The sequence below is a fragment of the Vibrio sp. MMG023 genome, from assembly GCF_021654215.1.
Lineage (GTDB): Bacteria > Pseudomonadota > Gammaproteobacteria > Enterobacterales > Vibrionaceae > Vibrio > Vibrio jasicida.
In genome coordinates this window covers 233,101-255,734 of record NZ_JAKFZP010000005.1, presented here as the reverse complement: position 1 = coordinate 255,734, position 22,634 = coordinate 233,101, and the positions used below count along the sequence as shown (strand labels likewise).

Annotated in this window: 18 protein-coding genes; 8 read left to right on the top strand and 10 right to left on the bottom strand. The window is 46.5% G+C overall.

The window, feature by feature from the left end; translation table 11 throughout:
* Positions 1–63 precede the first annotated feature (63 nt).
* The 3 genes from L1076_RS17690 to L1076_RS17680 all read right to left on the bottom strand — a co-directional run bounded on the left by L1076_RS17690 (position 64) and on the right by L1076_RS17680 (position 3,972).
* Positions 64–1,605 carry a trypsin-like serine protease gene (locus tag L1076_RS17690; protein ID WP_237304183.1) on the bottom strand — a complete coding sequence of 514 codons (1,542 nt, stop codon included), beginning with the start codon at positions 1,603–1,605 and terminating at the stop codon, positions 64–66.
* Between the two features lie 200 nt (positions 1,606–1,805).
* A complete protein-coding gene (locus L1076_RS17685) occupies positions 1,806–2,288 on the bottom strand; it encodes a GNAT family N-acetyltransferase (RefSeq protein WP_038867591.1) in 483 nt (160 codons plus the stop codon).
* A gap of 121 nt (positions 2,289–2,409) precedes the next feature.
* Positions 2,410–3,972, bottom strand: a complete 1,563-nt coding sequence (locus tag L1076_RS17680) for an arylsulfatase (protein WP_104029077.1) — start codon at positions 3,970–3,972, stop codon at positions 2,410–2,412.
* A gap of 159 nt (positions 3,973–4,131) precedes the next feature.
* On the opposite strand from L1076_RS17680, the gene L1076_RS17675 reads away from it, so the two are divergent.
* The gene (locus L1076_RS17675; RefSeq protein ID WP_104038409.1) at positions 4,132–5,049 is read left to right on the top strand and encodes a LysR family transcriptional regulator; all 918 of its coding nucleotides are present in this window, start codon (positions 4,132–4,134) and stop codon (positions 5,047–5,049) included.
* 23 nt (positions 5,050–5,072) lie between these two features.
* Here L1076_RS17675 and L1076_RS17670 read toward each other — a convergent pair whose 3' ends face one another.
* The 7 genes from L1076_RS17670 to L1076_RS17640 form a co-directional block, all read right to left on the bottom strand.
* Positions 5,073–6,956 carry a propionyl-CoA synthetase gene (locus L1076_RS17670; RefSeq protein WP_237304182.1) on the bottom strand — a complete coding sequence of 628 codons (1,884 nt, stop codon included), beginning with the start codon at positions 6,954–6,956 and terminating at the stop codon, positions 5,073–5,075.
* A 240-nt stretch (positions 6,957–7,196) separates the two neighbouring features.
* Positions 7,197–8,384, bottom strand: a complete 1,188-nt coding sequence (gene prpF / locus L1076_RS17665) for a 2-methylaconitate cis-trans isomerase PrpF (protein ID WP_237304181.1) — start codon at positions 8,382–8,384, stop codon at positions 7,197–7,199.
* 23 nt (positions 8,385–8,407) lie between these two features.
* On the bottom strand, positions 8,408–11,017 hold the full coding sequence (gene acnD / locus L1076_RS17660; protein WP_237304180.1) for a Fe/S-dependent 2-methylisocitrate dehydratase AcnD: 2,610 nt from the start codon (positions 11,015–11,017) through the stop codon (positions 8,408–8,410).
* Positions 11,018–11,150: 133 nt separating this feature from the next.
* A complete protein-coding gene (prpC, locus tag L1076_RS17655; RefSeq protein ID WP_237304179.1) occupies positions 11,151–12,293 on the bottom strand; it encodes a 2-methylcitrate synthase in 1,143 nt (380 codons plus the stop codon).
* Positions 12,294–12,413: 120 nt separating this feature from the next.
* Positions 12,414–13,310 carry a methylisocitrate lyase gene (gene prpB / locus L1076_RS17650; RefSeq protein WP_050940856.1) on the bottom strand — a complete coding sequence of 299 codons (897 nt, stop codon included), beginning with the start codon at positions 13,308–13,310 and terminating at the stop codon, positions 12,414–12,416.
* 12 nt (positions 13,311–13,322) lie between these two features.
* Entirely contained in the window at positions 13,323–14,042 is a 720-nt protein-coding gene (locus L1076_RS17645; RefSeq protein WP_038884161.1) for a GntR family transcriptional regulator, read from the bottom strand.
* A gap of 277 nt (positions 14,043–14,319) precedes the next feature.
* Positions 14,320–15,210, bottom strand: coding sequence for a hypothetical protein (locus L1076_RS17640; RefSeq protein ID WP_237304178.1), 891 nt, complete (start codon positions 15,208–15,210; stop codon positions 14,320–14,322).
* A gap of 134 nt (positions 15,211–15,344) precedes the next feature.
* Here L1076_RS17640 and tssI point away from each other — a divergent pair, with 134 nt between their 5' ends.
* The 7 genes from tssI to tssC all read left to right on the top strand — a co-directional run bounded on the left by tssI (position 15,345) and on the right by tssC (position 22,441).
* Positions 15,345–17,327 carry a type VI secretion system tip protein TssI/VgrG gene (tssI, locus tag L1076_RS17635; RefSeq protein ID WP_237304177.1) on the top strand — a complete coding sequence of 661 codons (1,983 nt, stop codon included), beginning with the start codon at positions 15,345–15,347 and terminating at the stop codon, positions 17,325–17,327.
* Positions 17,327–17,935 carry a hypothetical protein gene (locus L1076_RS17630; RefSeq protein WP_237304176.1) on the top strand — a complete coding sequence of 203 codons (609 nt, stop codon included), beginning with the start codon at positions 17,327–17,329 and terminating at the stop codon, positions 17,933–17,935. The genes tssI and L1076_RS17630 overlap by 1 nt, the downstream gene beginning before the upstream one ends.
* A complete protein-coding gene (locus L1076_RS17625; protein WP_005426629.1) occupies positions 17,932–18,234 on the top strand; it encodes a PAAR domain-containing protein in 303 nt (100 codons plus the stop codon). The genes L1076_RS17630 and L1076_RS17625 overlap by 4 nt, the downstream gene beginning before the upstream one ends.
* A 201-nt stretch (positions 18,235–18,435) precedes the next feature.
* Positions 18,436–19,884, top strand: coding sequence for a type VI secretion system ImpA family N-terminal domain-containing protein (locus L1076_RS17620; protein WP_237304175.1), 1,449 nt, complete (start codon positions 18,436–18,438; stop codon positions 19,882–19,884).
* Positions 19,885–19,917: 33 nt separating this feature from the next.
* Positions 19,918–20,439: a type VI secretion system tube protein Hcp gene (locus tag L1076_RS17615; protein WP_005443647.1), complete on the top strand. Its 522-nt coding sequence runs from the start codon at positions 19,918–19,920 to the stop codon at positions 20,437–20,439.
* Between the two features lie 20 nt (positions 20,440–20,459).
* Entirely contained in the window at positions 20,460–20,963 is a 504-nt protein-coding gene (gene tssB / locus L1076_RS17610) for a type VI secretion system contractile sheath small subunit (protein WP_005443648.1), read from the top strand.
* The gene (gene tssC / locus L1076_RS17605) at positions 20,963–22,441 is read left to right on the top strand and encodes a type VI secretion system contractile sheath large subunit (protein ID WP_005451931.1); all 1,479 of its coding nucleotides are present in this window, start codon (positions 20,963–20,965) and stop codon (positions 22,439–22,441) included. Before tssB ends, tssC begins: the two co-directional genes overlap by 1 nt.
* Positions 22,442–22,634: the final 193 nt, after the last annotated feature.

Below are 22,634 nucleotides of genomic sequence, written 5' to 3'. Positions count from 1 at the left end.
GAAACAAGAAAGAGAGCTTATTGTCGACAACAAATAAACTCTCTTTATGATTCATTTATACTTTTACAGCTTTAACCATGCATCTGTCCAAGCTGAGCCCACGCCCGGCTCATATGCACTTGGAGTTGAGCCACACCACAAACTGTTTGGCCAAGGCTTACATTGATAACTTGCACCATTATTCGTCACCACATCCCCTGCAGAATAATTCGTACCCGCTTGGTAAGCATCACCCGAAGTTGGCGGCGTTGGTGGTGTAGGCTCTACCGGAGGATTAGTCCCAGAACAATCTGAACTGCCAATTGGCTGCCATACTCCCCATGGGCCAGATTCTGATGGGTTATCGCCTTGACTCCACCATTGCGCTTGCCATAATTGACCAGCCCAAGTAACGGTTTCACCCGTGTTGTATACACCACTCGCTTGCCACTCATTGTCACAACTGCCTGACGGGGGTGTCGTTGCACTGGTCGCGGAAGCTGTTGCCACAGCTTGGTATGTAGTACTGGCTTTATCAATACCAAAGTTCAGCGTAACACTCGCATTCCCAGTTTGAGATGCTCCAAACTCAACGCCAACAACACATGAACTTCCTGCACTAAGGGTCGATAGTGCACATTGGTCTCTGGTTATCATCGCAGATTTTGTGACACCAGAACTTTGTAGTCCCACATTTTCTACAGTAAACGCGACATTACCGATATTTTGAATACTGAAACTGTGTTGCTTCAGCTCGCCCACTTTAAAAGAACTCAAAGTCTGATTTGCCGTGTAACCGACAGAAACATTATCTGTCGGCGGTGTTGTCGTACCTACAACGCCATCAACAAAACTGCGCAAAGCCGCTATATCGCTATACACACCGAACTTACCCGGTCGGGCACAACCGATACCCCAACTGACGATACCTAGCTGAGTGACAAGGCCATTATTATTAACGACGATAGGCCCCCCGCTGTCTCCCTGACAAGAATCAATACCACCTTGCGGAACACCCGCACAGAATGATACTGAACCAACCGTGGTGTAATTACCGCCAGCTTGTCGACAAGTCGCATCAGAGACCAGAGGAACATCCACTTCTTGCAGAACGGTTGGTGAGCTGCCGCCCTCCGAAATTCGCCCTAGGCCAGCGACAGTTAACCAATCACCTACACCTGCATATTGCGAGACACTGCCTGCTGCGATATCCACTTTCGCAACACCTTGAGGGATAGAAGTGAGCTTAAGCAGTGCTATGTCATTTGAAAGCGTAGAGGCATTATAAGAAGGGTGAACATAGATCTGGCTGACGTTGGAACGCACGCCATCAGTGCCGTTATAAATCACACCACCAATTTTTACCGCTATTTGATTTGGTGCGTCACCGTCAACACAGTGAGCAGCAGTAAGTACGAAACCATCCCCAATGTAACTCGCTCCGCAAAAAGAACGATTACCATTGCGGCTGACTATCTGCGTGTAAAATTTCCAGTCATTGGGGTTTGCCGTGATACCACCCACGATATCCGGCTGAATTTCATTGTTTTGTGTCTGCGTGACTTGATCTGCACTTGCCAACATTGGCAATAACGCCGTTGCAAGTAAGGTTTTTGATAGGTTCAATGTTATTTTCCTCTTGTTTTATGAGGCACTATTCATGTGCCACTTACAAAACAAGCAAACAAAAACAACATCACCAATTTGGATGAGAATGAGTCGCCGCACATTGCGACGCAACTAATAGCAAATACTGACTAGTAGACTCAACTTTTGCACCGTCAGATTACATAAGTCACTAAGTTACCGTCTTAGCTACGCATTAATTAACGTTCAGATAACGACTTTCTTAACCAATGAATATGATGATCAAACCCTTGGTTTTCATAAAGAGAAATTGCGGTTTGATTGAAATCCCACACCTCAACGAACATTTGTTTTACGCCATAGTCGACGAACGTCGCTTCAATTTTTTCAATCAAAGCCTTCGCGGTACCTTGCTTGCGATACTCGGGTAAAACGTATAGCTCATCAACGCTTCCCATCATCACAGGCTTACTAACCGTAGAAATAAGCTCGCAGAAATGCCCGGACACAAAGCCGATGATCTCATCCTCTACTCTAGCGACATACACCAAACATTCAGGATTATCGAGATAGCGAGCAATGCTCTTTTCTTGTTCGATTTCTTCTGCGGTTTTAAACAGCTCTGGGGATTGGATATGGTGCTCATCATGCAGCTCGAACATCAAATCATTAAGTTGTTCAAGATCGTCAAAAAGCGCTGGTTTGATTACAAAAGTAGACATAGGAAAAGAAGCCAAAAACAAGAATCCATATAGTGTGTGTTTAAACATGCATTTAGGCAAGCAGGAACAAACAAAGCCCCAAAAAATGGGGCTTTTCTTAATGTTGAAGTTGAACAACGGATTACATTTCTTCTAGTTTCTTCTGCATCGCATCCATTTGTTTAAGCTTTTCTTGTAGGTTTAGTGTTTGATAGTTCAGACCACCCGCATTAAAGCGAACACTCGGTTGCATTGGATATTGATCTAATGTTTCAGTAAATGCTTTAATCTCTGCACCAACTGGAACGAACAACCACAAGTTGTCAGCCATCCATCGGAAATACATTGGTGATTCGTCTTTACCACGCTCAAACGGATCTGCACGCATATGTGCAACCTGTGGCCAGTTTGGCTCGAAGCGAACTGCGTCTGTCATATCGCCTTCCATAATGGCGAAATGCAACTTCCAATCATTCCAACGAATCGCGTTCAATTCACCGTTTGCAGAAAAATACAACAAAGACTCACGTGGCACCTTATCTGTTTCACCTTTCAAGTAAGGAAGGTAATTGTAGCCGTCAATATGCACACGCCAATCTTTGCCATTCGCCTTATAGCCTTCAGCCAACTTTTCTTTCACATCATCAACACCAGCAGCAGCAAGAATCGTTGGTAACCAGTCTTGATGAGCCATCATTTCATTCATTTGTGTACCTGGTTTGATTACACCCGGCCATCGAACAATCTGAGGCACTCGGAAGCCACCTTCCCAAGTTGTGCCTTTCTCACCTTTAAAAGGAATGGTACCGCCATCTGGCCAAGTAAAGGTTTCTGCTCCGTTATCCGAGGTAAAGATAACTATGGTATTGTCTGCAACCTTGAGCTCGTCCAATTTATCTAACAAAATACCAATTTGGTCATCAAGCTCTAACATGCCATCCGCATAAATGCTGACACCTGATTTCCCTTGATATTTTTCCTGAAGACGCGTCCAAACGTGCATGCGGGTGGAGTTATGCCAAATGAAGAATGGTTTGTCTTCTCTCACGGCTTTTTCCATAAAGTTAAGCGTTCCTTCTAGGAACTCTTCATCTACCGTCTCCATGCGCTTACGCGTTAGCGGCCCGGTATCTTCAATCTTTCCATCCGCATAAGAATGAATCACCCCACGCGGGCCGTAGTTCTTTTTGAATTCAGGATCTTTCGGGTAGTAATACGTTTCTGGTTCTTCTTCCGCATTTAAGTGGTACAAGTTACCGAAAAACTCATCAAAGCCGTGGTTTGTAGGTAAGTGTTTGTCTTGATCGCCTAGGTGGTTTTTACCAAACTGTGCAGTGACATACCCCTGCTCTTTCAAAAGGTCAGCAATCGTTGGTGTCCAATCTGCGATACCATGATTGGCTCCCGGCAAACCAACCGTAAGTAGACCTGTTCTGAAAGGCTCTTGCCCAGTTATGAATGCTGCTCGTCCTGCCGTACATGACTGCTGGGCATAGTGGTCGGTAAATAACGCACCTTCACTAGCAATTCGGTCAATATTTGGGGTGCGATAACGCATCATCCCTTGATTGTACGCACTGATATTCCAATAACCAACGTCATCACCAAATATCGCCAAGATGTTAGGTTTTTCTGCCGCTAAAACGCTGGGAGATATAGCCAAAACACTTAACGAGACAGCCCGTTTAAGCCCTATAGAAGTCATACACTTATCCTCTTTACACTAACTAAAATCAATACAGATCTTACCTATATGAGCTATAACTAGTGGGCATAACAATTCGCCAAAACGGTTATGAAAGAAGGCCGTTTTTACGTGTTATATTTAAATGAGAAAACAATAAATGAGCGAAAAGGTTAACGAATGCCGAAAGAGATAGACTTCAATTTAATCCCATTTTTTCTGGCTATATATGAAGAAGGTAGTATCTCTGTCGCAGCCAAAAAGCTTGGCGTTACCCAACCCGCAGCAAGCAAGAACCTGAAGCGTCTACGAGAAAAGTATGATGATGTCCTATTTATCCGCCACCACAACGGTGTTTCTCCATCCAATAAAGCCATCGAAATCTATCCTGCACTTGCCGCAGCGAACAAACTGTATGCTTCGACGCTAGAACATCTAAATAGGTTCAGCCCTGTTTCGTCAGACAGAAGCTTTTCCATGGCATGCATCAACATCGCAAGTTATCAATTGATACCTGAACTACTCGCACAAGTAAGAGAGAAAGCTCCGAATATCACTATCGATGTTCATCCACTCTACAGCGAAGATTATGAAATGGATCTGCGTGTAAAAAGATACGATTTTGTCATCGATGCCCCTCAACTACGAACTTCTTCCCTGAGGTATAAGCCTATAGGTAAGCGCGAGATTGTCGTAGTTTGTGCGAAAGGCCACCCCCGACTTGAAGACACCATCTCGCAAGAGGAGTTTTTAAACGAGGAGCATATCGTTCTAGGTTCTTGGCAACACAAGGTAAACCCTTTATCGAACAGTGATATAGTAGAGCTGTCTCACCGCAGCACTCCTTATAGCGTTTCCAATGCCTTAGACATGTTGAAAACTGTAGAGAAAACGGATGTTATATGTTTGATGGATTCAACGATAACTCAATCTTTCGAGCAGTTAGTGGAAATCAAAGTTCTTCCGTTTCCATTTGAGCAAACGAAATGGGATTTATGTCTAATCTATCACCCAAACAGAATTGCTGATTCTGGGCATAAATGGATGAGAAATGCGATAATGACAGCATCTGAGAGAGTAAATAAGGCTCGTAGTTAAGCCTTATTTACGATAGTTAGACCTTATGAGTCACGTTTAAGCACTCGCTCGATTTCGCCTAGACTGGATGGGTCATCAATGGTTGATGGCACCACGTATTGTTCACCATCGGCTATTTGACGAATGGTTCTTCGCAGAATTTTACCTGAGCGAGTCTTTGGCAAACGGTCAACAACCAGCGCATGTTTAAAGCAAGCCACAGCGCCAATCTCGTTGCGTACTTTACCAACTAGCTCGCCTTCTAGCGTTAGATCATCAACCTTCACGCCATCTTTAAGAACCACGAAACCAAGTGGTAGCTGCCCTTTTAACTCATCGTGGATACCGACTACCGCACATTCCGCTATCGCTGGGTGACCGCCAACGATTTCTTCCATTTCGCCGGTAGACAGACGGTGACCTGCGACGTTAATTACGTCATCAATACGCCCCATGATAAACAGGTAACCTTCTTCATCTAGGTAACCGCCATCTCCCGATACGTAGTAACCCGGGAATTGACTTAGATAACCGGTTTCAAAGCGATCATGGTTGCGCCAGACAGTCGGTAAACAGCTTGGTGGTAATGGGCGCTTCAAAGCCACAAAACCTTGTTGATTTGCGCCCACTGGCATGCCCATTTCGTTCAGAATCTCGACCTGATAGCCAGGAATCGGCTTGGTAGCGGAGCCTGCTTTTACCGGCATCATCTCGATACCGGTCGGATTGCCCGCGATCGCCCATCCGGTCTCCGTTTGCCACCAGTGGTCAATGACCGGCTTATCTGCTTTGCTTTCGACCCATTCTAGCGTTGGTGGATCAAGGCGTTCGCCTGCCATAAAGATAGAGTCGAGATTGGACAAGTCGTATTGCTTAATGAACTCGCCTTCTGGGTCTTCTTTCTTAATTGCACGAAAAGCGGTTGGCGCGGAAAAAAGCACATCCACTTTGTATTCGTCACAAACACGCCAGAATGCACCCGGATCCGGTGTTCTCACTGGTTTGCCTTCAAATAGAATAGTTGTACAGCCATGAATCAACGGTGCGTACACAATATAAGAGTGACCAACGACCCATCCTACATCCGATGCAGCCCAGAACACGCCATCTTGGGGGATGTTATAAATCGACGTCATCGAATATTTCATCGCCACGGCATGACCACCATTGTCACGCACCACGCCTTTTGGTTTCCCTGTTGTGCCTGAGGTATACAGAATATAAAGAGGATCTGTCGCTAGCACAGGGACACACGCATGAGGCAAAGCTTGCGCGTATTCTTGCTGCCAATCTAAATCACGTTCAAGGTTAAGTTCGGCTTCGCACTGCGGGCGTTGAAGAACAAAGACTTTCTCAGGCTTCCAACGGCTGTCCATAATGGCTTTATCAACCATTGGTTTGTACGGGATCACCTTGTTAATTTCGATGCCACAAGACGCCGTCATGATGACTTTGGGTTCCGCATCTTCAATTCGAACGGCAAGCTCATTCGGGGCAAAACCGCCAAACACCACCGAGTGAATCGCACCCAATCGAGCACAAGCCAGCATCGCCATCGCCGCTTCTGGGATCATCGGCATGTAGACGACCACACGATCGCCTTTGGTTACGCCTTGATTAGAAAGCATGCCCGCGATTTTTGCCACTTGGTCGCGCAGAGCTTGATAGCTGTAAGTTTGTTTTTGACCCGTCACTGGCGAATCATAAATCAGTGCGGTTTTATCCCCCCTTCCTTGCTCGCAATGATAATCCAAGGCGAGCCATGATGTGTTCAATACGCCATCAGGAAACCAACGTTCAATCCCATGTTCGTCAGCTTGCAAGATGGTATTTGGCGCTTCAAACCAATCGATGTTTTCAGCTTGAGCACGCCAAAAGTTTTCCGGTTCATTTTGTGCCCAAAGGTATTCTTTCTGATATGCAGACATATTGCTTCCTCCAGTATGTCCTGACATTGCTTTTTAATACCAATCGCATTAATTAGATGTTCAGAAAATTGCTCAGGTAAAACCGCTTAGAACAAGGCAAAGATTGCAGCTAGCTAGTTGTTCTACCTACACCTTCTTTAACTAAGAAATAGGTTTAACGAAGTTATCAGCGGTTTTAACAAGCAAGAATCATCAAATAATTGATGTGGTTGGTATAAGTATCACTACCATGCAATTGTGTTATTCAAAGACATTGGAGGGAACACGCACACAGCCCTCCATCAGTATTCTCGCGCTGCGGCTCATAATGGCTTTCTCAACCACCCAACCTTGTTCTGTTTGTTTGGCTTTTGCCCCCACCTTAAGCATTCCTGATGGATGCCCAAACGTCACAGATTCTTTCTCTCCGCCACCAGCCGCTAGGTTCACCAAAGTACCCGGGACGCATGCCGCCGAGGCAATAGCGACCGCTGCGGTTCCCATCATGGCGTGGTGAAGTTTGCCCATAGATAAAGCTCGGACGAGAATATCGACCTCACCTGCCTCTACGGCTTTACCACTCGACGATAAATAGGATTTAGGCTGGGAAACAAACGCAATCTTAGGCGTGTGTTGACGTGTTTGAGCCTCTTCGAGCGAATCAATCAGCCCCATTTTTAGCGCGCCATGAGCACGAATGGACTCAAACCTCGCAAGGGCTGATTCATCGTTATTGATGTCATCTTGAAGCTCAGTGCCTTGGTAACCGAGCGCTTCTGCATCAATGAAGATCGTCGGTATGCCTGCGTTAATGAAGGTGGCGTTGAACGTCCCAACATCCGGCACGACCAAATCGTCTACTAGATTGCCGGTTGGAAACATGCTGCCTTCGCCATCAGCAGGGTCGACAAAATCAACTTGGATTTCTGCTGCAGGGAACGTCACTCCATCAAGCTCAAACTCCCCTGTTTCTTGAACGAAACCATTTACGATTGACACATGAATCAAAATGGTTTTTCCAATATTTACCTGCCATACACGAACGGTGACGATGCCATTTTGGGGAATATGTTCTTCGTCGATCAACCCTGCATGAATGGCGAAAGGTCCGACTGCAGCAGAAAGGTTGCCACAGTTACCACTCCAATCGACAAACGGCTTATCTATCGATACTTGCCCGAACAGGTAATCAACGTCGTGATCGACTCGCTGACTGCGCGACACAATCACAGTTTTACTGGTGCTGGAAGTCGCGCCACCCATGCCATCAATTTGTTTGGCATACGGGTCTGGGCTACCAATCACACGAAGTAGCATTTTGTCTCTTGCCTCGCCTGCAACTTGCGCTGGCTGTGGCAAATCTTCAAGGTTGAAGAACACCCCTTTGCTCGTACCGCCGCGCATGTAAGTCGCTGGGACTTTGATTTGGCTTTGCATCTTGCTATCCATATCTTGCTCCGTTATTGCGCTATCTATTGCGAGAGGAAGTCTTGAGCAAAGCGCTGTAACACACCACCCGCTTTGTAAACGTTAACTTCATCTTCGGTATCTAGTCGACAAGACACCGGCACATCAACCTTGTCGCCATTCGCACGGGTAATCACCAACGCCAAATCAGCACCAGGAGTGATATCGCCGATAACGTCATAAAGTTCAGTGCCATCTAATTCGAGCGTCTTTCGGCTCACGCCATCTTTAAATTGCAGAGGAAGCACGCCCATCCCAACTAAGTTGGTACGGTGAATACGCTCAAACCCTTCAGCGACAATGGCTTCTACACCCGCCAAGCGAACGCCTTTCGCCGCCCAATCTCGCGACGATCCTTGACCATAATCCGCACCTGCGACCACGATAAGCGGCTGCTTGCGATTCATGTAAGTCTCAATCGCCTCCCACATGCGTGTCACTTTGCCTTCAGGTTCGACTCTCGCCAGCGATCCTTGCACGACTTCGCCATTTTCCGTGACCATTTCGTTGAACAATTTCGGGTTAGCGAAAGTAGCGCGCTGCGCGGTTAAGTGATCGCCTCGGTGAGTCGCGTATGAGTTAAAGTCTTCTTCTGGCACACCCATCTTCGCGAGGTATTCACCTGCGGCGCTGCTTGCCAAAATTGCGTTCGATGGCGACAAATGATCGGTCGTAATGTTGTCGCCTAAAACGGCGAGAGGACGCATTGAAGACAGAGTTCGCTCACCAGCCAATGCTCCATCCCCCTCTTTTTGCCAGTAAGGAGGTCTTCGTATATACGTACTCATCGGACACCAATCGTAGAGCGGATTCGGGTTACGAGCCTCATCATTCAGTTTGAACATTTGAATGTAGACTTGATTAAATTGCTCTGGCTTAACGTACTCACCCACCACGGCATCAATTTCTTCATCCGTTGGCCATAAATCGTTGAGATAAACCGGCTTGCCGTTTTTGTCTGTGCCTAAAGAATCACGTTCGATATCAAAGCGAATCGTACCGGCTAACGCGTATGCAACGACCAAAGGTGGCGATGCTAAAAATGCTTGTTTTGCATAAGGATGAATTCGACCATCAAAGTTTCGGTTCCCAGAAAGTACCGCCGTTGAATACAGATCTCGGTCGATGATTTCTTGTTGGATTTTCGGGTCAAGTGCGCCACTCATACCGTTACAGGTTGTACACGCATAAGCGACGATACCAAAACCAAGCTTCTCCAATTCAGGGAGTAAGCCAGATTCTTCAAGGTAGAGTCGAGCAACTTTAGAACCCGGAGCAAATGAAGACTTCACCCAAGGTTTGCGTACCAATCCAAGCTGATTCGCTTTCTTAGCAACCAAACCGGCCGCCACAACGTTTCTTGGGTTACTGGTGTTGGTACAGGAGGTAATCGCCGCGATGATCACCGCGCCATCTGGAAGTTCGCCTTCTTTTTCTTGCCACTCGCCAGAAACGCCACGTTCAGCAAGCTCTGCGGTAGGTAAACGACGATGAGGATTAGATGGACCTGCCAAATTGCGCCCGACTTGGGACAAATCGAACTCAAGCACGCGTTCGTAAACCGCCGTGTCTAAATCATCCGCCCACAGACCGGTTTGCTTGGCGTACTTCTCTACCAAGTCGACCTGTTGTTCGTCACGCCCCGTCAGTTTGAGGTAATTAATGGTCTGCTCATCAATGTAGAACATCCCGGCGGTTGCGCCGTATTCTGGCGTCATGTTTGAGATGGTTGCGCGGTCGCCAATGGTTAGGTCTCGCGCCCCTTCGCCAAAGAATTCGAGATAGGATGAAACCACGCGTTCACTGCGTAGGAACTCGGTAATCGCCAACACGATATCGGTGGCCGTAATACCCGGTTGACGCTTACCAGTAAGCTTCACACCAACAATGTCCGGTAGACGCATCATCGACGGGCGACCAAGCATAACCGTCTCCGCCTCTAAACCGCCGACACCAATCGCAATAACGCCAAGTGAATCAACGTGAGGCGTGTGACTGTCTGTGCCGACACAGGTATCTGGGTAAGCAATGCCTTGCTTGGCTTGCACCACAGGAGACATCTTCTCCAAGTTGATTTGGTGCATGATGCCGTTACCCGCAGGAATAACGCTAACGTTCTCAAACGCTGTTTTACACCATTCAATAAAGTGGAATCGGTCTTCGTTTCTGCGCTCTTCTATCGCGCGGTTTTTCTCAAACGCGTCTGGGTCAAAGCCTGCGTGTTCGACCGCCAGTGAATGGTCGACAATCAATTGTGTTTCAACCACCGGATTTACTTTCGCTGGGTCACCGCCTTGTTCGGCAATCGCATCACGCAGACCAGCGAGGTCGACTAATGCGGTTTGTCCAAGGATGTCATGACAAACCACGCGCGCCGGATACCAAGGAAAATCAAGGTCACGCTTGCGTTCTATTAACTGTTTTAGGCTATCAGTGAGCGTATTCGGGTCGCAGCGGCGAACCAACTGCTCAGCTAAAACGCGCGAGGTGTATGGGAGCTTTTCATAGGCTCCAGGAGAAATATCGTTGACCGCTTCTCGGGTATCAAAATAATCGAGTTGGGTTCCCGGGAGCGGCTTACGATATTGAGTATTTATATTTGTGGTGATGCTCATGGGCTTGCTTCCGCTTTAGTGTACATCTTGTGCCTGAACGCACCGCGATACTGTTTTTGAAATGGATTCGCGGTGAATGAGACGCCCCCTTGAGATTGCGATCAAGACGAAACTCACAAAGAGGCGTCACGCGCTAGCGTTGTTCGATTGGCACCCAGTCTTGATGATCCGGTCCGGTATAATCCGCACTTGGACGAATGATTCGGTTGTTCGCACGTTGTTCATACACGTGCGCCGCCCAACCTGTCAGTCGACTCATCACGAAGATTGGCGTAAACAATTTGGTCGGAATATCCATGAAGTGGTAAGCCGAAGCATGGAAGAAATCGGCATTACAAAACAGACCTTTCTCTCGCTTCATGACAGATTCCACGCGCTCCGAAACCGCGTAAAGATGTTTGTCACCCACCTCTTTCGATAACACTTCTGACCAACGCTTTATCAGCGCATTGCGAGGGTCACTTTCACGATAAATCGCATGACCAAAGCCCATGATTTTGTCTTTGTTCTGTAGCATCTGCAGAATATTGGCTTCTGCTTCATCTGGCGTTTGCCAATCTTGAATCATTTCCATCGCTGCTTCGTTTGCACCGCCATGAAGTGGACCACGCAACGTACCGATAGCAGCCGTAATACAAGAATGAAGATCAGAAAGCGTCGAGGCACACACGCGCGCCGCAAATGTGGAGGCATTAAACTCATGCTCTGCATAAAGGATCAAAGAACAGTGCATCACCTTTTTGTGCGTTTCACTTGGTGCTTTATCAGTAAGCAGTTTCAGGAAGTAGCCGCCAATGCAGTCTTCGCTGTTATCGTGAGTCTTGATTCGTACGCCATCGTGGCTGAAGCGATACCAGTAACAGATGATCGCAGGGAAAAGCGCCAGCATTCGCTCAGTAGCATGGAGCTGTTGTTCAAAGTCCATTTCTTGCTCTAAGTTACCCAGCATAGAGCAACCTGTGCGCATAACATCCATCGGATGTGCGTCAGCAGGAATCAACTCTAACGCTTGCTTAAGCTCCGCTGGTAAGCCACGCAAGCTCAATAGATGTGTCTTGTAGGCGTCTAGCTCTTGCTGATTAGGTAAGTGACCGCGTAACAGCAAATGCGCCACTTCTTCAAATTGAGCATGATTTGCCAAGTCCGTAATATCGTAACCACGATACGTTAGACCCGTCCCCGTTTTACCGACAGTGCATAAAGCTGTGCTTCCAGCGCTTTGACCGCGTAGACCTGCGCCACCTATCTCAGCTTTCTTTTCTACAGAATGAGGCATTGTTGAACTCCTTTTCTGTCTGATTTGGCTCTCTTAATGGGCTCTTTTGAATCAGACAAGTTTCACGTTATTGGATTAGAGATTCTTTTCTTGGGCTTCCGTTTGTTTCCTTTGTTGACCTTATTTACCCTCCGAAAACAGCTTGTCTAACTTATTCTCGTAGTCGTGGTAATTAAGGTGCTCATACAGCTCTTTTCGTGTCTGCATTGAATCAAGCATCGCTTCTTGGTTGCCAACTTCAAGCAAGTGTTTGTAAACCATCTCGGCAGCTTTGTTCATCGCACGGAATGCGCTCAATGGGTACAAAACCATATCCACTTTGGATTGGGCTAACTCTTCACAGCCGTATAACGGCGTTTGTCCAAATTCAGTAATGTTGGCAAGAATTGGAACGTGCTTCCCTGTCGCGTCTTCAAGCGCTGCCGAGAACTGTTGATATTGGTCTAGCTGATTCATTGCCTCTGGGAAGATCATGTCTGCGCCCGCTTCCACACATGCAATCGCACGTTCAATTGCACTGTCCATGCCTTCTACTGCTAGTGCATCAGTGCGAGCCATAATGACAAAGTTCTCGTCATTACGTGCATCCACCGCCGCTTTCACTCGATCAACCATTTCTTGTTGGCTAACAATCGCTTTGTTTGGGCGATGACCACAACGCTTCTGCGCCACTTGGTCTTCCATGTGCACTGCCGCCGCACCGGCTTTTTCCATCGCTTTGATAGTGCGTGCGATGTTAAAAGCTCCACCAAAACCGGTATCGATATCAACCAATAACGGCAAATCACACGCGTTGGTGATGCGGTCTACGTCCACCAAAACGTCGTTCAATGTCGTAATGCCAAGATCTGGCAAGCCGTAAGATGCATTGGCGATGCCGCCACCCGACAAATAGATAGCTTGGTGACCCAAGTTTTTCGCCATCATGGCGCAGTATGGGTTAATGGTGCCGACGATCTGCAGCGGGTTGTTTTGCTCAATGGCGAGTCTGAACTTCGCCCCCGGAGATAAGCTCATGACAATTTCCTTCTAGTCTTGTTCTCTATCTTTACTTTCAGAATGTAAAATCTGTAATTCGATAAGTTTTCGGCTGCCTGAGATGTGCCTTCTCATCAGCATTTCTGCGAGTTCTTCATCACGGTTGCGAATCGCTTGCAGAATGAATTTGTGTTCGTTGAGTGCTTCATTAGGACGAGATTGCGCACGCGGTGATTGGTAACGATACATGCGCAACAAGTGATACAGCTCGTCGCAAAGCAAAGAGATAAGCTTGCTGTTTCGGCTCGCTTGAATGATTCGGTAATGGAAGTCGAAGTCACCATGCTGGTGGAAGTAAGACGCCCCTTCAACTTCATCAATATGTTTGGAATGTGTCGACAATAGCATTTCCAAACTGAGGAGCTCTTCTTGAGTGATATAGCGAGCCGCTAGCCTTGCCGCCATGCCCTCTAATGCTTCGCGGACGGAATACAATTCGATGAGTTTTTCTGGAGAGAAAGTAATAACACGAGCACCAACATGCGGAATGCGCTCAATCAACCCAAGTCCTTCTAGGCGCATCATGGCTTCACGCAAAGGACCTCTACTCACCTGATATTTCTTGGCTAATTCAGGCTCTGAGATTTTACTGCCCGGTTCAATTTCACCACTCACAATCGCTTCCACTAACGATTCGGTCAGCGATTCAGATTTAGTGTGCTCCTTCTCAGAGACAATCACTTTATGACGAGTTTTCAATTCTGTATTCATATTCAAGGCACTCGTATTTAGAAATCAAAGTGTCAACAATTTGTTAACTTGAATATAAAATAGACGATCAAATTGTCGACAATCAAGCGAATTGTCGACAATTTAGACTAAGGTATAGTGTTATTGAGTGATTTATGAGTGGAAAAACATTCAGTTTGATAAGAGCAAGCTGAAATTGTCGACAATAAAAACCCAATAAATTCAGCAAGTAAAAAGAATTAGGCAGCACAACAGCTCCCTACTTGGGTTTAATTTGCTAACGAACGGTCGGATTTGCCTAGTTGACCAGTTTGTAGGTTAAGTCTTTTTCATCCAACAAACCGGATTCAACGAGGTTTCTCTCTAGTATCATATCTTGCAGTTGTTTCAGCGAATTGATGTTGCCGTAACTGCGGCGGATCTGGTCAAACGCTTCTTCCAGTTGCGGTAAGTTTTGCGCATTCATTTGATCAGTCGTTGCTTCAGAAGCCGCCAAGAACCATTCCACATCCTTGGTGATTTCTTGCACTTGAATCAGGCTTTCACGCAATTTCGCTTGGTAGTGCTCCACCTCTTTGATGGCAGAAAAGAACTCCGTCCAAGCTTGCATGTTATCGATAGCCGATGTGGAAGACATGGTGGTTTTGTTGAGTTTCACACGGGATTCATTGATCGCCTCTTTCAGCTTGAATAAACGCAAACTGAGCTCATCAGAACGCTTTGGTAACAGCTTCACCTCGTACTTCACTAGCTTACGAATCGCATGAATGTGTTCATCACGCTTACGCGCAGAAAGCGCCAAGAACTCGTGATCGACTTTTCCTACCGAGTTAGTTTTAAGTTGCTTGCGAGCAGATTCAATTTTTTTGTTAAGAAGAGATTTAACGCCTTTCTTTGAACCCTCTTCCCACGCTTTGCGAGATGCTGCTTTTAACGCTGCGCCACCTGCGACTTCCAACAGGGCAGCCCCCTCTTTCGAGCCGGGAAATGGAATCATCCCGATGCCAGTCCTCACCCCTTTTTGCGCAATATCCATCGCGACCATTTTCTTGTCACGTTTTACCCAGTTCTTGGCAGATTGGTATTTATTACCGAATTTTCTCGCCCAACTTTTGTGATATGACTTACTGTCCTTTTCTACATTTTGCAAAAATTCTTTCGCCATCTTTTTTGCATTTTGACTCGCCATAAAGAACTCCTTTTCTTTTAATAAATCGAATAGCGAATAAGATCTAATACTGCTATTTTTTGAGTAATTTGATTAATAATAGTATTTATATTTCAAATTTTTATTATTGAAAAGTTCAAGCATAAGGATATGCAATGGCTGATAAATACAGCAGTTCGGCTAGTTTGATGTCTGCAAAAGACTCAAGTAATCAAGAACATATCATAAGTAATGCAACAATAAAGCAAGCCTTGTCAGAGCCCTTTGAAATCAAAGCAATGCTGGTATCCAGTGGCTTTGACATGCAAGATCAGCTAGGTCAGTTCCTTACAATAAACCGTTATTTCAACGAATCTGGCAGCAATACCCTCAATCGTTCCTACAATGGAGTTGTGACATTGATCCAACATTTAGGAATGGATTCTAATTTACAGAATCACCAATACGAAATAACGCTTAAACCTTGGTTTTGGTTATTAAAACACACACATTCTTTCCGGGTTTATCAAAATCAATCCACACAAGAAATTGTCAGTGATATTTTCGATAACGCTGGTTTCAAAGGAAACTATAAAATATCCAGCATGCCTTCGACCAAGCGTGAATATTGTTTGCAATATAACGAATCGGATTTTGACTTCGTTTCTCGCCTACTCGCTGAGGAAGGCGTTCATTATTATTTTGAGCATGCGAGTGGTTCACACACTATGATTTTGCAAGATGCTCAAACTCCATTTGATAAAGCCAGCACTGCAAAATTTGATATGAAGGAAACGCCGACAGGCTCACTTCCTTTGCTTGAAGATTGGTGCCCTACCGTTGCTTTTCATGGCGCGAGTGTCGAGCTATCAAGCTACGATTATTCGCAGACGAAACTCATCACTAGCGGCAATAAAACCTCCAGCAATACCATTGCCAACAACACGAAACTCGCCAACACGCGTTACCCGACTTTGGGTATCAGCGGGGACATGACGGATCTCTCTAGCAATCTTGCCAAACGACGAATCGAGTATGTTGAGCAGGATTACCAAAGCGTCATTGCCAGCGCAAAACATGATCTCTTCGAACTCGGTACTTACTTCTCGCTCTCAAGCCATCTAGATAAAGATCAACTTGGTGACTTTTCGGTCATCAGTATGGAAGTGGAATACACTGAAAATGCACAGAGCAGCACCAGACTAAAAGTGATCCCAAAAGATACTCCTCACTACCCGCGACCTCGCTCAAAACAAGTGGTTCAGGGTTTACAAAGCGCAGTCGTTGCTGGCTCAACCGCGGGTGATATTAATCAGGACGAACAAGGTCGCGTGCGTATTCAGTTCCAATGGGACACAGACGCAAGTGGCGACAAAACCAGTTGTTATGTTCGTGTCGCACAAATGCTTGCGGGAAGTGGTTACGGTGCTCAGTTTGTGCCGCGTGCCGGGCAAGAAGTTCTGGTCTCTTTCATTGATGGCGATCCAGATAGACCAATCATCACGGGCAGCGTTTACAACAGCAAAAATGTCCCGCCTTATGCCGAAGCCAGTACAACAAAGTCTGGCATCAAAACCCAACTTTCTGGACAGAGTAACGAGCTCTACTTCGATGATAAAAAAGACAATGAACTGCTTTACCTTCACGCAGCCAAAGACCTGACACAAGAAGTTGAAAACAACCAAACCGAAACCATCAAGGGTGAATTGAGCCAAACAGTCACCAAAGCGGTATCAGTGTCGACAGAAGACAACTACTCGCTGAGCGTAACCAAAGCATTAAGCGAAAAAGCCAAGTCGATTTCGATTGAAGCTGACGATTCTATCGAGCTCAAAGTTGGCTCAAGCAAAATAACCCTGTCCTCATCATCCATTGCCATTGAAGCAACCAATATCGACGTCAAAGCCAGCAGCGCGTTGAATTTGGAAGGGACCAACGTCACCAGCAAAGCCACTTCAGCCAACAAGGTTTCAGGCACCACGACGGCGCTTGAAGCAACCAGTTCAAACAGCATTTCTGGCCTGAGTATTTCCATCAAAGCGGACACCACGCTCTCTGCTGAAGGCTCTTTGAGTGCGGAGTTTAAATCGGGTCTCAAAGCGACATTTGATGGCGGCGTAATGGGTGAAGTAAAAGGCGCAATTGTAAAGGTTAACTAATGAAATATAAGAAGATTCCATACCAAACGGCTGGGAAAATACTACCGAGATTCAAAGCCAGTGACGAAACAAAGGCACTGCTCGACGAAGAAACCAGCATCAGCGATGCAATTCAATCACTCAAAGACAAAGAGCTCTACAACGACCTAGTACAGTTTTTGACCCACGCTCTACCCGTCCGTGAAGCCATCTGGTGGGGAGCACTGTGTTTAAATCAACGTAATCAAGAATGGTCACCACTTCAAAAGCAGAGTGTCGAAACTTGCATGGCTTGGGTGCGGTCACCCTCCGAAGAATTGCGCCGCAAAGCCGAACATCTTTCTCATCGATTGGAACTGAATTGTGGGCCATCTTGGCTTGCTCAAGCGGTATTTTGGAATGGTTCTGGCAGCATCGTTGCACCAGATATTCCACCCGTTATGCCTGAGCCATTTCTGTACGCGAAAGCGACTGCAGGAGCGATCAATCACGCAGCCGCCCTTCCTGAATGGGACAAAACGAAACCTTACTATCAAGCCGCAATCACCATGGCTCTGGATATTGCTGCGGGCGGTCAAGGTACTTCAGATAGCCAATCACAAACTGCAGTACAAGGAGAAGTGCGATGACGTTACCTGCCGCTCGTATCACTGACATGCATGTATGCCCAATGCAGACACCAGCAACCCCACCAATTCCTCATGTGGGTGGTCCGGTAACCGGCCCTGGAGCTCCAACCGTACTGATCGGTAGCTTACCTGCTGCCACAGTGAGTGATGTTTGTGTATGCGTTGGAACGCCGGATTCTATCGCGATGGGAAGCACGACCGTGCTATTAAGCAATAAGCCTGCAGCCCGAATGGGAGACACGACGTCTCACGGCGGAAGTATCGTTGCAGGAATGCCCACTGTACTTATAGGGGGATAAAACCCCTTTATAAATCAGGGCATTATATTGATAGATGTATTCCTCCGACCAATTTTTTGGATCGACATCTTAGTTTTTATTAAATAGTTAATTTTTATCGGCTATTTAGGAAAATCCTCACTAGACTGAAGTTTACAAACTATGAAACCAGAGTAATGGATTTATCTCTGACTTAATAAAAAAATAATTCATGGATTGAATATGGTTAATATTGATAGTCTTTTGGCTCCGATCACAGATGGCTCGCCAAGTGGTGTCTATCTGAAGCTTGATAGAAGTGCCTATCGAGCACTTAGAAACAGTTACAATGCCGCGCAATCATCGTTTCGCCAATTGGTTGAAACGCCTGATGCATCCAGTGATCAAGCACTGCTTGAAAGCAATGATGACAACTGGGCACAGTTGCGTACCGCGACATACCACGCCCTCACCCAGTCAAGCAAAGACTTGGAGCTGCTAGGTTGGTATATCACCAGTCAGTTGTTCACCGACGCTCCCTATCGAAATCTTGCCGACGCAACGCAAGTGCTTCTAAGCACCGTGGAGCAGTTTTGGGACTCGCTCAATCCGTTCCTTCCTGAAGACAAACTAAAAAGCGCAGAAGAGTCTGGCATCGCAAGAGAACGAGCTGAGTTCCGGATGAAACCTCTGCTACAACTTGTCGGCGAAACTCACGATACCACTGCCCTGTATATGCCTTTGCAGTTGATTGGCTTGATTGACGATGTCACCTTTGGTGATTACCTACGCGCAGAGCGCAACGGTTCGCTTGGCGAAATCAAAACTAAAGCGCAAAACCTATTCAATGCTGACACGCAAGACACCTTAATGGATTTGGCGCAAACCTATCAAAATCTTGATGCTATAGAACAAGCCATCGCTCAACAGTGCCAACCCGTTAATGCAACCCATGTAAGTTTTAAATTCATCAAAGAAAACATCGCGGAACTGATTAACACGATCCGTTATCTCACTGAAGACAAGTTTTCTAAATGGCCTCTGGATGATCAATTTAGATTGATTACCGAAGAAGATCAGGCTCCCCCCGTCGTATCAAACTCTCCTGAAACAACCTATCAGGCAACTGAAAATGCAGAAGTAGCACCAACCTCATCAGAGCCAGAAGCAGAACAAATTACGACGACGCCGTTGCTAGAATCGATTCCTTCAAATGAAACACACCAGCCAGCGGCACCTACTACGATGAATATCGCTGGCCAGATCCAAAATCGCGACCACGCTTTTCATGAACTTAGAAAGCTCGCCGATTACTTCAAACAAACCGAGCCACATAGCCCTGTTCCGTTCTTGTTAGAGCGCGCGATTCGATGGGGTTATCTAAGCTTGCCAGAACTACTCCAAGAAATGACAGGCGGCAACAGCCAAGTTCTGAGTCATATCAATCAACTCACCGGAATGGACAACTTAGAACAAACCATTCTGAAGACAATTCCTGAACCACAATCAGTGCCAGAGCCGGTTCCAACCGTTTCTGTGTCTGAGGTTCAAAACACCTCTAATGAGGAGTCTCAAAGTGCAACGTCAATTGAACCTACAACGTCAGAGCAAAGCGACACTCCTAATACAACCAACCAACCAGAAGTAAAAACTACTCAATCGTCGAGCGGTATTACCGATTTCGAGTGGTGAAGCAAAAAATGCTAATAAGCAAAGGAGAACCAAATGGCTTCTATTTACATGAGAATTGATGGCACTACACCAAAAGGTGCTGCAACGGTAGATAAGATCGGTGGCAAGGATGGATTTTTTGCTATTGATACAGTGAACTGGAGTGCCGTTCGTGGCGTTGGCATCGACGTCGGTAACGCGAACAACGCAGACCAAGGCATGGTCGCGCTAGGTGAAGTGAACATCACTCGTGGCTGTGATGGTGCAACGCCATACTTAACGACTTTCCTATACGCACCAGGTGGTGAAGGTAAAACTATCGAGATCGTGATGACCAAGCCAAACCGTGAAGGTTCTGGTGCAGATCCATATCTAATCCTGACACTAAGCGCAGCACGTATGTCGAGCTACAACATGGGCGCGTCGGATGGTCACCTGCCAAATGAATCATTCAGCCTGACATACACCGAGATTTCGAAAGCGTACTACATCGAAGGCGAAGGCGGCAAAATAGAGAAAGGTCCTGAAGTGGGCTTTGACGCGACGACAGCGAAAGTTACTTCGACAGCTTCTTAATGGAATAAGGAGATACCATTATGGCACTGAACTCCCAACACAAGCGAGTTAGCAAAAACCGTGTAAGTATTACTTACGATGTCGAGACGAATGGCGCAGTAGAAACCAAAGAACTCCCTTTTGTGGTGGGAGTCGTCGGTGATTATTCGGGTCACAAGCAAGACAAAGAAGACGTGGAAGATCGCACCTTCTATAACGTCGACAAAGACAACTTCGATACTGTTATGAAACGTGTCGGCCCTGAGCTATCACTCAAAGTGGACAACGTTTTGGTTGATGACGACAGCCAAATCGAAGCGAGTCTGAAATTCTCATCAATGAAAGATTTCGAGCCTGAAGCCATCGTTGAGCAAGTTGAACCGCTCAAGAAGCTTGTTGAGACTCGTAACCAACTCAAAGTACTGCTTTCAAAAGCGGACCGTTCTCGTGATCTAGAGAAGCTACTCAAGGAAGTGCTGCAAAGCGCAGACACTATTAACGCCCTTTCCGATGAGCTAGGCATCCAGAAAGAAGGAGCAGAATAATGACGACGGAAGTTGAAAACCAACCACAAGCAGAAGCGGCTGAAGCTTCGCTGAGCTTTCTGGATCGTGCAATCGAAGCGACCACGCAAACGCCAGCGGACACAACAAAAGAACTGTTCTCAGTGTTGGCAGAGCAAGCGCTAAGCGGCACAGTAACATGGGACAAGAACGTCACCAAAACGATTGAAAACGCCATCGTAGAGATCGACAAAAAGCTTTCGAAACAGCTATCAAAAGTCATGCAAGAAAATGACTTCCAAAAGCTAGAAGGTTCATGGCGTGGTCTACAAAAACTGGTTAAAGAGAGCGACTTAGGACGCTCACTGAAAATCAAAATGGTCGACTACACCAAAGACGAGCTACTTGATCAATTTGAAGATGCACCAGCCATCGACCGTAGCCCACTGTTTAACGCAGTATACCAAGGCGAATACGGCACAGCAGGTGGTGAACCATACGGCACCTTCATCGGTGACTACGAGTTCAGCGCAAAAGATGAAGACGTCGCCCTACTACGCTACATGGGTGAAGTAGCCGCTGCGTGTCACGCTCCGTTCGTTGCCGCAGCAAACGCAGAAATGTTTGAGTTCAATGACTTCACTACCTTCGAAGAAGGCAAACCTGTCGCGGCTGGTTTTGATTCTCCGGCTTATGCTGCATGGAACTCGTTCCGTGAGAGTGACGACGCGCGCTACGTAACTCTAACACTACCTCGCACACTGGCTCGCCTTCCTTACGGTGAGAAAGGTCTTGGCACCAAGCTGTTTAGCTACGAAGAGTTAAACACTGACCAAGATGGCAACCCGAATCCATCAAGCAATGATGAGTTGGTTTGGTCAAATGCGGCTTACGAGTTGGGCCTGAAAATGACGCAAGCGTTCACTGCGTACGGTTGGTGTACAGCGATTCGCGGTCTGGATAACGGTGGTAAAGTAGAAAACCTACCAAATCTAACTTACAAGACCGAAGCTGGCGACTTGGTTCAGCAATGTCCGACAGAAGTGAACCTAACCGACGAACGCGAGAAAGAGTTAAGTGACCTAGGCTTCTTGCCACTGGTTCACTACAAGAACTCAAACTACGGCGTATTCATTGGCGGTCAAACAACACAGCAACCGAAGACGTACACAGATCCAGATGCAACAGCAAACGCAGCGATTTCAGCGCGTCTTCCTTACATCATGGCAAGTGGTCGCATCGCTCACTACTTGAAAGTCATGGGTCGCGACAAGCTAGGTTCAAACCTAGAAGCGCCAGACATTCAACGTGAACTTCAACTGTGGATCGATCAATACACCAACGCAGGTGCAATTGGTAACGATCAACGAGCGAAAACGCCATTGGCGGAGTCTCGCATTGAAGTGGTTGAACAACCGGGTAAGCCGGGCGCGTATTCAGCCGTTGCTCACCTAAGACCTTGGCTACAACTTGAAGAACTGACTACGTCGGTTCGTATGGTAGCGAAGATCCCAGGTTAATACCGATCACAGTAAGTGGTCAGAGGTAGCGCAGGAATAACGCTTGAGAACAAGGCTAAAATTTTCGATAAGTAGTTATTCTACAATCAAAATTTTAAACGAAGTTATCGAGCGTTATAACCAGCTAGAATGACCAGTTATTTACTACGATTGGTATACGCACGATAAAGCTTGGTCGAAGTAGGATGCTTCG

Coding starts and splice junctions, on each gene's coding strand:
- prpC (WP_237304179.1), bottom strand. CDS start 12,293: ATGCCTCATTCTGTAGAAAAGAAAGCTGAGATAGGTGGCGCAGGTCTA.
- L1076_RS17620 (WP_237304175.1), top strand. CDS start 18,436: ATGGTTAATATTGATAGTCTTTTGGCTCCGATCACAGATGGCTCGCCA.
- prpF (WP_237304181.1), bottom strand. CDS start 8,384: ATGGATAGCAAGATGCAAAGCCAAATCAAAGTCCCAGCGACTTACATG.
- tssB (WP_005443648.1), top strand. CDS start 20,460: ATGGCACTGAACTCCCAACACAAGCGAGTTAGCAAAAACCGTGTAAGT.
- L1076_RS17630 (WP_237304176.1), top strand. CDS start 17,327: ATGAAATATAAGAAGATTCCATACCAAACGGCTGGGAAAATACTACCG.
- L1076_RS17640 (WP_237304178.1), bottom strand. CDS start 15,210: ATGGCGAGTCAAAATGCAAAAAAGATGGCGAAAGAATTTTTGCAAAAT.
- L1076_RS17625 (WP_005426629.1), top strand. CDS start 17,932: ATGACGTTACCTGCCGCTCGTATCACTGACATGCATGTATGCCCAATG.
- L1076_RS17615 (WP_005443647.1), top strand. CDS start 19,918: ATGGCTTCTATTTACATGAGAATTGATGGCACTACACCAAAAGGTGCT.
- L1076_RS17675 (WP_104038409.1), top strand. CDS start 4,132: ATGCCGAAAGAGATAGACTTCAATTTAATCCCATTTTTTCTGGCTATA.
- acnD (WP_237304180.1), bottom strand. CDS start 11,017: ATGAGCATCACCACAAATATAAATACTCAATATCGTAAGCCGCTCCCG.
- L1076_RS17685 (WP_038867591.1), bottom strand. CDS start 2,288: ATGTCTACTTTTGTAATCAAACCAGCGCTTTTTGACGATCTTGAACAA.
- L1076_RS17670 (WP_237304182.1), bottom strand. CDS start 6,956: ATGTCTGCATATCAGAAAGAATACCTTTGGGCACAAAATGAACCGGAA.
- L1076_RS17645 (WP_038884161.1), bottom strand. CDS start 14,042: ATGAATACAGAATTGAAAACTCGTCATAAAGTGATTGTCTCTGAGAAG.
- tssI (WP_237304177.1), top strand. CDS start 15,345: ATGGCTGATAAATACAGCAGTTCGGCTAGTTTGATGTCTGCAAAAGAC.
- prpB (WP_050940856.1), bottom strand. CDS start 13,310: ATGAGCTTATCTCCGGGGGCGAAGTTCAGACTCGCCATTGAGCAAAAC.
- L1076_RS17680 (WP_104029077.1), bottom strand. CDS start 3,972: ATGACTTCTATAGGGCTTAAACGGGCTGTCTCGTTAAGTGTTTTGGCT.
- tssC (WP_005451931.1), top strand. CDS start 20,963: ATGACGACGGAAGTTGAAAACCAACCACAAGCAGAAGCGGCTGAAGCT.